Here is an 11,350-nt window from a genome sequence, read left to right on the forward strand (position 1 = left end):
AGCCGGCGCCCCGCCGTGGCGCCCGGCCGGGCTCGGGGCCACCGCCACGACCTCCGTCTGACGCGCGGTCGGCACCGGGCCGCCGTCCGGCCCGGTCGCGGGCGCCCCGCACCCGGGGCAGGCGAGGGCGCCGTTCAGGTGGCGGCGGCAGAGTCCGCAGTAGTCCATGTGATGTTCCCGTGTTGCCGGGCGCCCCGCTCTCGCCGGTCGCCGTTCCTGGTCGCCGCCCCACGCACGTCGCCGTGCACATGCCGAGCCTAGGCAACCCGGTTGTGGGGGTTCCAGACCTCCCTGTGAGGCTTCTGGAAAGAACCCGTAGTCGCGGCCGCCCGGGCGGTCCCACAGCGGGCGCGCGGCTGGTGCGGCGGTCCCGGGACGCGGTCGGGACCACGGGCTCATCCCCCCGGCCCGGCCCGGTTCCTACCTTGGGAGCACGCGTCGGGCGGCGGCCGGTGGCTCCGGCCGGTGGCCGACGCGTCGACCGGGTCGCTCGCGGCGGCCCGGTCCGCCAAGCGCCGGGACCACCCCGGCGCAGGGGTCGCGGCAGCGAAGTACGGAGGAGCACCGATGAGTTGGAACCGATTCACGCTCGCGCCCGGCGGCAGCGCGGCGCCGTCCAGCCGGCTCGCCTCGGTCTCCCGGATCCCCGGGAGCATGGAGTTCTGGTGGATCGCCTCGAACGGCTCGGTCCAGGGCGCCTACTGGTACGTGGGCAGCACCTGGCAGCGCTACGAGCTCGCGCCGGCCGGCAGCGCCTCGGTCGACGGGGGGATCGCGGCGGTGTCCCGGATCCCGAACAGCATGGAGGTCTGGTTCGTCGGGGCGAACGGATCGGTCCAGGACCGGTACTGGTACGAGGGCGGCAGCTGGCAGGGCTTCGAGCTCTCTCCCGCGGGCAGCGCCTCCACCAGCGGCGGCATCGCGGCGGTGTCCCGCATCCCGAACAGCATGGAGGTCTGGTACGTCGGCGCCAACGGCTCCGTCCAGGACCGCTACTGGTACGAGGGCGCCAACTGGCAGGGCTTCGAGCTCTCCCCGGCCGGCTCGGCGGCGGGCCACAGCGGGATCGCCGCCGTCTCCCGGATCCCGAACAGCATGGAGCTGTGGTTCGTCGGGGCGAACGGCTCGGTCCAGGACCGGTACTGGTACGAGGGCGCCAACTGGCAGGGCTTCGAGCTCTCCCCCGCGGGCAGCGCCTCCACCAGCGGCGGCATCGCGGCCGTGTCCCGCATCCCGAACAGCATGGAGGTCTGGTACGTCGGCGCCAACGGCTCCGTCCAGGACCGCTACTGGTACGAAGGTGCCAACTGGCAGGCCTTCGAACTCGCCCCCGGCGGCAGCGCCTCCACCAGCGGCGGCATCACCGCCGTCTCCCGCATCCCCGGCAGCATGGAGCTCTGGTACGTCGGCGCCAACGGCTCCGTCCAGGACCGCTACTGGTACGAGGGCGCCAACTGGCAGGCCTTCGAGCTCGCCCCCGGCGGCAGCGCCTCCACCAGCGGCGGCATCACCGCCGTCTCCCGCATCCCCGGCAGCATGGAGCTCTGGTACGTCGGCGGGGACGCCTCGGTCCAGGACCACTTCTGGTACGACACGTCCAGCAAGGAGTTCCACCAGGACGTCACGACCGACATCGCGATCGGCGGCTGGGCGCACGTCGTGATGCGGCAGGACGGGTTCTTCTCGTTCAGCACGCACGCCCACGACAGCGGCTTCGACAACATCGACTACACCATCTCCGCCGCGGTGATGACGCCGGACGGGACCGTGTTCGCCTTCCAGCACTCCGGCCACACCGAGGGCACCGTGGCCGGCCTGCCCTTCGGCACCCCCGACCGCAACGACGAGTTCACCGTCACCGGCAACAACCCGCAGATCACCGAGAAGTGGGACGGCATCCTCAACGGCACCTTCAAGGCCGAGCTGCAGGGCACCGACACCCTGGCGGCCGGGGTGGCGGGGGCGCTCGGCGACCTCGTGAAGGAGATCCTCTCCGCCGCGGGCAAGGCCGCCGCCACCGCGGTCATCAAGCTCGTCGGCTGACCCCGGTGACCCGCTGACGCCTCGCCTCGTCCGGGCCCGGCTCCTGGCGGGAGCCGGGCCCGGACGGCCTGCCCTGCGCATGCGAAGGACCCTCCCCGCGCGCACCATGGGCTACGAGCCCGCTACGGGGCGTCGGCGCGGCACAACCGCCAGAGACGAACAGGACACCCGCACCTCATGACCGACGACGCCGACTTCCTCGCGCTCTCCGAGCTCCTCACCGCCGAACCGGGCCTGGACCCGGCCACCGGCACCGCCTACCTGCGCCGCCTGACCGCCGCCTTCCCCGCCGACCTCCCCCGGCTGCTCGCGGCCTTCCGGGAGGCCGCCGGGCAGGCCGATCCGGCCGCCGGGCTCCGCACCCGGCTCGACGCCGACCCGGGCCTGGCCCGCGCCGCCCGGGAGACCATCACCATCTGGTTCACCGCCGGATTCACCCGGCCGGACGACCGGCCGGACGCCCCGGACACCCCCGAGCACTACCGGTCCGGGCTGATCTGGAAGGTGATCAAGGCCCACCCGATCGCCGCCGCCCCCCAGCCGCCCGAGCCCAGCGGCTACGGCTACTGGATCCAGCACCCCTGAGCCGAGGACCCCCGACATGGACAACCAGCCCGACCGCTTCGACGTCGTGATCATCGGCGCGGGCGTCGCCGGAGCGCTCTGCGCCTGCGAGCTCAAGACCGCCAGGCCCGAGGCCCGGATCCTGCTGCTGGAGGCCGGGGCCAACCCGCTCGACCCGGCCCGGCGCAAGGCGTACACCGACGCCTACCAGGTCTCGGCCACCCAGCCCACCACCGCGCCGTACGCGGACCTGCCGAACAACCGGGACCGCTGGGCGCCGTCCTCCGACGGCACCGGCGACCCGCTGGTCATGAACGCCTACTACGTCGAGGCCGGCCCGGACCTCTTCAAGAGCGGCTACCAGCGGATGGTCGGCGGCAGCACCTGGGCCTGGCGCGGCAACTGCCCGCGCTTCCTGCCGGCCGACTTCGCCCTCAAGTCGACCTACAAGGTCGCGGTGGACTGGCCGTTCGACTACGCCGAGCTGGAGCCGTACTACGCCCGTGCCGAGGCCGAGCTGGGCGTCACCGGCAACACCGAGGAGTGGCACCCCCACCTCACGCCGCGCAGCACCGAGTTCCCGATGGCGGGCATCCTCCCCAGCTACGGCGACGACCTGGTGCGCACCGCGCTCACCGACATCCCGCCCATCGACGGCACCCCGGTCACCCTGGTGACCAACCCCCAGGCCCGCAACTCGGTGGACTACCAGGGCCGCCCGGCCTGCGAGGGCAACTCCAGCTGCGTCCCGATCTGCCCGTCCGGCGCCAAGTACGACGCCTCCGTCCACGTCACCCGGGCCCTCGGCCTCGGTGTCGAGCTCCGGACCGGCTGCGTGGCCGTCAGGCTGCTCGCCGATCCGGACGACCGGGTCTCCACCGTCGTCTTCAAGGACTGGACCACCGCCGACCGGGCCGAGCAGCGGGTCTCCGGCGGGCAGGTGGTGCTGGCGCTGGGCGCCGTCGAGACCGCGAAGCTGTGGCTGCTGTCGGACCTGAAGAACGAGAGCGACCAGGTGGGCCGCAACCTGATGGACCACCCGACCGAGGAGGTGGTCGGCCTCTTCCGGGAGCCGGTCTTCCCCTTCCGCGGCCCGCAGACCGTGCTCAGCGTCGAGACCTTCCGCGACGGGGCCTTCCGCAAGGACGTCGGCGGCTTCCGGATGACGGTCGGCAACGACGGCTGGGGGCGCACCGAGTCGCCGGCCGCCGCGCTGGACAAGCTGATGTGGGACGGAAAGGCGAAGCGGATCCTGCTCTTCGGACAGGAGCTGCGGGACCGGCTGGAGGACAAGGTCACCCGGATGCTGCGGTTCAGCTACTCCACCGAGCAACTGCCACTGCCCGAGAACCGGGTCACCCTCTCCGACGAGAAGGACGCCCTGGACGTCCGCCGCCCGCGGATCGCCTACCGGATCGACGACTACTCCAAGCGCTCCCTCGCCTACGGCCACAGCGTCGTCCGCCGGATCTGGCAGTACCTGGAGGACACCGCCGGCGCGACCGAGGTGGACCCGAAGCAGCCGCTGCTCAAGTTCAAGGGCTCCGGCCACACCATGGGCACCATGCGGATGGGCGCCGAGAAGGGCAAGGCGGTGGTCGACCCGGACGGCCGCTCGCACTCGCACCCCAATGTGTGGGTGGTCGGCGCGTCCGTCTTCCCCACCGGCGGGACCGCCAACCCCACCCTGACCCTCGCCGCCGTCACCATCCGCACCGCCGAGAAGCTGGCGGCGGTGCTCTGACTCCTCGCCTCCGCTTGCGGTCAGCGCACTGTCAGCGCACCGGGAGAGCATGACCCACCGACGTGTACGACCGGATCGCCCGCCCGGCCGGCGAGCGGGCCCGGTGTCGGGGTTCCGGTCCACGCCAGGCAACTCCCTCTCGCGCAACGACAGTGACAGAGCCTCAGTGGACAGGACTAGGAGCAACCGCATGACCATCAGTCGGAGGTCCCTGCTGCGGACCGCCGTGGCCGCCGTTCCCGTGCTCACCGTGGGCACGCTGGCCACCACCCCCGCGTCGGCGGCGACGCCCGGGTGGCAGACCACCCCGATCCCGAACCCGGACACCGTCAGCGTCGCCGACATCTCGATGGCCGGCGCCTCGGCCGGCTGGGCCGTCGGGAACCGGGTCGAGAGCTACGTCATCTTCATGGACCCGATCGAGTTCAACGTGCCGGCCGCCTGGAGCTGGAACGGCACCCAGTGGGTCGACATCCCCAACACCAACTTCGCCTCCACCGGCCAGCTGACCGCGGTCAACGCGGCCGGCGCCGCCGACGTGTGGGCCGTGGGCAGTGACGGCAACGACGTCGGCATCGCCAGCCACTGGGACGGCAGCGGCTGGACCAAGACCACGGTGCTGAACGCCGCCGGCGGCAAGTACCACCCGCGCGCCGTCTCCGGCTCCGGCACCAACACCTGGATCGTCGGCTCGATCCCGCTCAGCTTCACCACCTCCACCGCCGCCGCGGCGCGCTGGAACGGCACCTCCTGGGACCAGGTCACCCTGCCGGTCCCGGCCGGCTCGTCCCGCTTCAACGCGGTGCGGGTGGTCGGGCCCAACGACGTCTGGGTGGCCGGTGACTACCGGGCCTCGGCCTCCGGTTCGCTGTACAAGGCGTTCCTGCTGCACTGGGACGGCACCAGCTGGACCCAGGTGCCCGCGCCGGTCTACCCCAACCTCGACGTCCAGGTGTTCGAACTGGTCGTGAAGAGCCCCACCGAGGTCTGGCTGGCCGGCAGCACCGGCCGGTTCAACCCGACCGGCCCGGCCCTCCCCTGGGGCGCCTACGCCACCCGCTGGAACGGCAGCAGCTGGACCGGCACCCGGCCGCCGGCCGCCATCGACCCGCAGTACTTCGTCGGGCTGACGACGCGCGGCACGGAGCTGTGGGGCGCGGGCACCGCGGGCAGCGCCCGGGTCCAGCGCTGGGACGGATCCGCCTGGTCGGCGGCCTCCGCCCCGCTCCCGGTCGTCTACCCGAACGGGATCACGACCGGCCCGGACGGCACCACCTGGCTGTTCGGCAGCGGCGCCACGGACCAGAACGCCCGGCTCAACCCCTTCATCGCCCGCCTGCCCGCGAGCTGACCCCCCGGCCGACCCGCTCGTCTTCCGGGCGGGTCGGCCGCTTCCGGCCTCCTCCTACGTCTTCCTACGTCAAGGCCGCTGTCCTAGGCTGCCCGGATGAACGAGCGCGTCACCCCCGAACCCCAGCGGGTGCGTCGGCGCCCCACCAAGCAGGGCGTCGTCCTCTCGCAGCGGCTGATCGTCGACACGGCGCTGCGGCTGGTCGGGCAGCACGGCGCCGAGGCGCTCACCGTGCGGCGGCTCGGTGCCGCGCTCGGCGCCGACCCCAGCGCCGTCTACCGCTACTTCCACAGCACCGACGACCTGCTGCTCGCCCTCGCCGACGAGTTCATCGGCCGCGCCCAGGCCGGCTGGCAGGCCACCGGCGACTGGCGGGCCGACCTGCGCGCCATCGGCCTGCGCATCCACGCCGCCTACCAGGCCCACCCGCAGGCCGCCCTGCTCGCCGCGCACCGCACCACCGGCCGAACGCACGAGGCCCGCGCCGTCGAGACCATCCTCGGCATCCTGCGCACGGCCGGCTTCCCCGACCCGGAGGCGGTCCGGATCTACCACGCCTTCGTCGACCAGAGCCTCGGCTTCGCGGCCCTGGACGCCGCCACCCTCGCCCTGCCGGCCGCCGCCGCGAGCGCCGACCTCGGCGTCTGGCAGGCCTCCTACGCCCGCCTGGACGCCGCCACCCACCCGAACATCGCCGCCACCGCCGGCCTCCTCACCGCCGACATGCGGCGCAGCGGCTACCCGCTCGCCCTCGACCTCCTCCTCGACGCCGCCGAGGCCCGCCTGGCCGCCGGGACGTGAACGCACCGGGGCGGCCGGGCCCGAAGCCCGGCCGCCCCAAGCGGACGCTCGGCCCGCCACCTGGACGAACTCGCCGCCGACGCACGTGCGCGGCCGGGGCGGTCCACCGCCACCGGACCGCCCCGGCGCGTGCTCACTCCGCCGCGTGGACCAGCTCGCCGCCGACGTAGGTGCGCAGCACCCGGGCGTGGGCGATCTCCTCGGGCGGGGCGGTGAGGATGTCCCGGTCGAGCACCACCAGGTCGGCGAGGTTCCCGACCGCCAGGGTGCCGGCGTCGTCGTGCCCGTTCACATGGGCGGCCCCGGCCGTGTAGGCGGCGATCGCGGAGGCCAGGTCGAGGCGCTGCTCGGGGAGGAAGACCCGGCCGTCGGTGGCCTCCGGTTCCATCCGGTTGACGGCCACGTGCAGGCCGGCCAGCGGGTCCGGGCTGCTCACCGGCCAGTCGCTGCCCGCCGCCAGGGTGGCGCCGGCCCGCTGGAGCGCGCCGAACGGGTACTGCCAGGCGGCGCGTTCGGGGCCGAGGAAGGGGATGGTCAGCTCGTCCATCTGCGGTTCGTGCGCGGCCCAGAGCGGCTGGATGTTGGCGATCGCGCCGAGCCGCGCGAAGCGGTTCAGGTCGTCCGGGTGGACCACCTGGAGGTGGGCGAGGTGGTGCCGGGTGCCGCGGTGGCCGTTCGCCGCGCGGGCGGCCTCGACGGCGTCCAGCGCCTCGCGGACGGCCCGGTCGCCGAGCGCGTGGAAGTGCACCTGGAAGCCGAGCGCGTCCAGTGCGGTGACGTGGCCTCGGAGCGCGACCGGGTCGACGAAGCTGAGGCCGGCGTTGGCCGTGGCGCAGCCGCAGCCGTCCAGGTAGGGGCTGGTCATCGCGGCGGTGAAGTTCTCCGCGATGCCGTCCTGCATGATCTTCACCGCCCGGGCCCGGAACCGCCCGTGGGTCAGCGCGGCGCGCCGCTCGACGAGTTCGGGGATCTGCTCGGAGCCCCGGTCGCGCTCCCACCAGAGCGCGCCGGTCACCCGGGCGGTCAGCGTGCCGGCGCGGGCGGCGGCCAGGTAGGCGTCCGACGGGTCCGGCTGGCCGTTGAAGACGCCGAGCAGCGCGTCCTGCCAGCCGGTGATGCCGAGCGAGTGCAGCAGGCGCTGGGCGCGCAGCAGCCCGTCCAGGCGGTCGGCGGTGGTGGAGGGCGGGAGCAGCCGGGCGACCAGGGCGGTGGCGCCCTCCTGCAGCGTGCCGCTCGGGGTGCCGTCCGCCTCGCGTTCGATCCGCCCGTCGGCCGGGTCGGGGGTGTCCCGGGTGAGGCCGGCGAGTTCCAGGGCCCGGGTGTTGGCCCAGGCGCCGTGGTGGTCGCGGTTGGTCAGGTAGACCGGGCGGTCGGGCACGACGGAATCGAGCAGTTGCCGGGTCGGCAGGCCGCCTTCGAAACTCTCCATCGACCAGCCGCTGCCGGTGATCCACTCCTGCTCGGGGTGGGCCTCGGCGTAGGCGCGGATCCGGGCCAGGTAGTCGGCGACGCCGACCGTGCCGGTGAGGTCGCAGGCGGCCAGTTCGGTGCCGCCGTAGACGGCGTGGATGTGCGCGTCCTGGAAGCCGGGCAGCAGCAGTCGGCCGGTGAGGTCGACGACCTCGGTCCCGGGCCCGATCAGCTCCCGGACCTCGTCGTGGCCGACGGCGGTGATCCGGTCGCCGGTGACGGCCAGCCCGGTGGCCCGGGTGCGGGCGGCGTCGCCGGTGTGCACGGGTCCGCGGGTGAAGACGAGATCGGCCTTCGTCATGGGTGGTGCTCCGTTCGCTGTGGTCGTTCTCAGGACGCGTCGGGCAGGAAGTAGGGCGAGCGCCGCCGCCAGCGGGACCAGGCGGCGGCCGGCAGCCCGGTGACGATCATCAGGACCGGCACGGACAGCTCGAACCACCCGTTGTCGGCGGCGAGTTCGAAGTGGTCGGCGGAGTCGTAACACTGCCAGGCCAGGTAGCCGCCGACCACCAGCAGCGCCGCCGCGCCCAGCAGCGGGCCGACCACCGCGCGCAGTCCCTCCCACGGGCTGGTGCGCAGCAGGCCGCGGAACCGGACGGCGGCGGCGATCGCGGTCAGCGCGTAGTAGAGGGCGACCACGATGCCGATCGCGTTGACGGCGGCCGTGATCAGGTCGTTGACGGTCGGGATGGCGAGCGAGCCGAGCGCCAGGGCGACCGCGATCCCGGTGATCAGCAGCGTGCCGGCGGCGGGGGTGGCGTGCCGCGGGTGGAGCCGGGTCCAGACCGGGCCGAGCACCCCGTCCCGGCCCATCGCGTACAGGCCGCGGGCGGTCGGGATGACGGCGGCCTGCAGGGACGCCACGGCGGAGAACATCAGCGCGATCAGGGGCAGCGCGGCGAGCGGCTGCCGGGCGAGCGCCGTCCCGAAGTAGGTGAGGCCGTGCGCGCCGTTGTCGGCCAGCTCGTCGAAGGGCAGCACCCGTTGGAAGGCGGTGCCGGCGAGCAGGAACAGCAGCAGCATCACCACCAGGGCGAGCAGGCCGCCCCGGGAGGCGTCCCGCGGGTCGCGGACCTCCTCGCCGACGCTGAACACCGACTCGAAGCCCCAGTAGCAGAACACCGCGAGCACCATGCCCTGGGCCAGCGCGGCGAAGGAGGGGAGGTCGAACGGGTTGTACCACTGCCAGGAGAACGGCTGGTCGCCGGCGAACAGGCCGTAGCCGCAGAAGCCGAGCAGCACGGCGTACTCGAACACCAGCAGGGCCTTCTGCAGCCGGGCGGCCAGGTCGAGCCCGCGGACCGCGACCAGGGCGGCGCCGATCAGGACCAGCAGACCGAGCAGGGTGCACTGGACGGTCGAGTCGGCGTCCAGCCGCAGGCCCGCGACGCTGCGCAGGTGCGCCTGGTCGAGCAGCTGGATGATCGACGAGCCGGTGACCGTCGTGGTGTACGCCATGAACACCACGGTGCCGACGGTGTTCACCCAGCCGGTCAGGAAGCCCAGCCACGGGCTGAGCGTGCGGCCGACCCAGCGGTAGTTGCTGCCGGCGTCCGGATCGACCGCGTTCAGCCGCCCGTACCCGCCCGCTATGGCGAGCACGGGGAGGAAGGCCAGCAGCATGATCGCGGGCAGGTGCAGCCCGACGACCCCGGCCATCAGGCCGAGCCCGATGCCGATGCTGCTGGTGGCGGCCGTGCTGGAGGCGGCGATCGCCGCCCCGTCCAGCAGGCCGAGGGACTTGCGCATGGCGACGTCGGAGCTGCTCGCGTCCGCTCTCGGACCGTCGCCCGTGACCTTCACCGTGGATGCCAACGGATCACCGCCTTGGCTGTGGGGGGTGTGGGGGTGCGGCCATGAAACCGGCAGCGCCATTGAACGTCAATGCTGTTGTCATAAGGCCCGCCGACACGGACCGCCGGGCGCAGCCGGGCGCTTACGCGCGGGGTACGGGGCTCACCCGGACGGCCCGGCCGGAATTGCCCGCGGCGCGGGGAGTGCGCAGGCTGCTGGCACGGGATCAGGCCCGTGGTGGACGGACGCGGCAGGGGGAGGACGAGATCGACGGGACGGCGGCACCGGCGCGCGCCCGGCTGCTCGCGCGGTGCGCCCTGCTGGCCGCGGCCGGCACCCTGGCCGTGCTGCTGCTCGCGCTGGGTTCGGGCGGGCTGCTGGTGGTCGCGGCCGGGTTCCTGGGGCTGGTCGCCTGGGCCGTGGCTGTCTGGTGGTTCCTGGCGTACCGGGGCGTCCGGCGGCTGCTGGGGGCGCTGCTCGGGGTCGTCGCGCTGGTGGCCGTGCTGGTGCTGTTCACCTCCGACGACCTATGGCCGACGGCGGTGCTGCTGGTCCTGTGCTGGGGTGCGGCGCTGGCCTGCGGCCGGGCCGCGTTGCGCGGGTCGGGCCCGGCCGGGGCGGTGCGGGCGGTCCCGGCGGCCCGGCCGAGGCACCCGGTGCTGATCATGAACCCGAAGTCCGGGGGCGGGAAGGTCGACCGCTTCGGGCTGGTCGAGCGGGCGGAGGGGCTCGGCGCCCGGGTGGTGCTGCTCGACCCGGACGCCCCCGCCGATGTCGCCGAGCTGGCCCGCGAGGCGGTGTCCGGGGGTGCGGACCTGCTCGGCGTCGCGGGCGGCGACGGCACCCAGGCGCTGGTCGCGGCGGTCGCCGCCGAGCACGGCCTGCCGTTCCTGGTGGTCGCCGCCGGCACCCGCAACCACTTCGCCATGGACCTCGGCCTCGACCGCTCCGACCCGGCCCGCTGCCTCGACGCGCTGACCGACGGCGAGGAGCTGCGGGTCGACCTCGGCGAGGTCGCGGGCCGGGCCTTCGTCAACACCGTGTCCTTCGGGGTGTACGCGGACGTCGTGCAGCGCCCCGAGTACCGCGAGGACAAGGCCGGCACGGTGCTGAGCCTGCTGCCGGACCTGCTGACCGGTGAGGGGGTGGCCCTGGTCGACGCCCGGGTGGACGCCACCGGGCTCGCCGCCCAGCAGGCGCTGCTGGTCAGCAACAACCCGTACGGCTCCTCCTCCGACGAACTCGACGGCGGCGGGCGGCGGCCCCGGCTCGACCGCGGCGAACTGGGCGTGCTGGGCGTCCGGGTGGAGGGCGCGGCGCAGGCCGCCGAGCTGGCGGTGCGGGGCTCGCAGGCCACCGGGCTGACCGTGACCACGGCGCGGCGGGTCGAGGTGACCGCCGAGGAGGCGGCCGAGATCCCGGTGGCCGTCGACGGCGAGGCGCTGCGGATGCCGACGCCGGTGGTGTGCACGCTGCGGCCGGGCGCGCTGCGGGTCCTGGTGCCGCGCGAGCGCCCGGGCGTCGTCACCGCCGGGCACCGGCTGGACTGGCGGCGGCTCACCGCCCTCGCGTTCGGCCGCCCC

At 74.1% G+C, this 11,350-nt stretch carries 7 protein-coding genes and 1 pseudogene; 6 read left to right on the plus strand and 2 right to left on the minus strand.

What is annotated here, in order from left to right; translation table 11 throughout:
- Positions 1–567: 567 nt before the first annotated feature.
- From AB0N76_RS37620 to AB0N76_RS37640, 5 genes and pseudogenes are all read left to right on the plus strand, one after another.
- Positions 568–2,043, plus strand: a complete 1,476-nt coding sequence (locus AB0N76_RS37620) for a hypothetical protein (protein ID WP_363565275.1) — start codon at positions 568–570, stop codon at positions 2,041–2,043.
- Positions 2,044–2,205: 162 nt separating this feature from the next.
- A pseudogene (locus tag AB0N76_RS37625) lies at positions 2,206–2,628 on the plus strand (sugar dehydrogenase complex small subunit); the annotation flags it as partial.
- Positions 2,629–2,644: 16 nt separating this feature from the next.
- Positions 2,645–4,351 (plus strand): GMC family oxidoreductase, encoded by a 1,707-nt coding sequence (locus tag AB0N76_RS37630; RefSeq protein ID WP_363565277.1) that lies wholly within the window; start codon positions 2,645–2,647, stop codon positions 4,349–4,351.
- Between the two features lie 190 nt (positions 4,352–4,541).
- On the plus strand, positions 4,542–5,702 hold the full coding sequence (locus AB0N76_RS37635) for a hypothetical protein (protein ID WP_363565279.1): 1,161 nt from the start codon (positions 4,542–4,544) through the stop codon (positions 5,700–5,702).
- Positions 5,703–5,798: 96 nt separating this feature from the next.
- Complete coding sequence (locus AB0N76_RS37640) at positions 5,799–6,503, plus strand: TetR/AcrR family transcriptional regulator (protein ID WP_363565281.1); 705 nt, start codon at positions 5,799–5,801, stop codon at positions 6,501–6,503.
- 133 nt (positions 6,504–6,636) lie between these two features.
- Here the strand turns inward: AB0N76_RS37640 and AB0N76_RS37645 are convergent, their stop codons facing one another.
- A complete protein-coding gene (locus tag AB0N76_RS37645; protein ID WP_363565283.1) occupies positions 6,637–8,274 on the minus strand; it encodes an amidohydrolase in 1,638 nt (545 codons plus the stop codon).
- A 29-nt stretch (positions 8,275–8,303) separates the two neighbouring features.
- Entirely contained in the window at positions 8,304–9,722 is a 1,419-nt protein-coding gene (locus tag AB0N76_RS37650) for an APC family permease (protein ID WP_363565285.1), read from the minus strand.
- A gap of 311 nt (positions 9,723–10,033) precedes the next feature.
- Between AB0N76_RS37650 and AB0N76_RS37655 the strand changes: the two genes are divergently transcribed.
- Positions 10,034–11,350, plus strand: a 1,317-nt coding sequence (locus tag AB0N76_RS37655) for a diacylglycerol kinase family protein (RefSeq protein ID WP_363565287.1), incomplete at its 3' end; no start/stop codon positions are given.

Origin of the sequence: Kitasatospora sp. NPDC093806, from assembly GCF_040683335.1 — a bacterium.
In the GTDB taxonomy this organism is placed as follows: Bacteria; Actinomycetota; Actinomycetes; order Streptomycetales; family Streptomycetaceae; genus Kitasatospora.

Excerpts from the sequence above, each read along its gene's own strand:
- AB0N76_RS37620 (WP_363565275.1), top strand. The coding sequence starts at position 568 with ATGAGTTGGAACCGATTCACGCTCGCGCCCGGCGGCAGCGCGGCGCCG.
- AB0N76_RS37630 (WP_363565277.1), top strand. The coding sequence starts at position 2,645 with ATGGACAACCAGCCCGACCGCTTCGACGTCGTGATCATCGGCGCGGGC.
- AB0N76_RS37635 (WP_363565279.1), top strand. The coding sequence starts at position 4,542 with ATGACCATCAGTCGGAGGTCCCTGCTGCGGACCGCCGTGGCCGCCGTT.
- AB0N76_RS37640 (WP_363565281.1), top strand. The coding sequence starts at position 5,799 with ATGAACGAGCGCGTCACCCCCGAACCCCAGCGGGTGCGTCGGCGCCCC.
- AB0N76_RS37645 (WP_363565283.1), bottom strand. The coding sequence starts at position 8,274 with ATGACGAAGGCCGATCTCGTCTTCACCCGCGGACCCGTGCACACCGGC.
- AB0N76_RS37650 (WP_363565285.1), bottom strand. The coding sequence starts at position 9,722 with ATGCGCAAGTCCCTCGGCCTGCTGGACGGGGCGGCGATCGCCGCCTCC.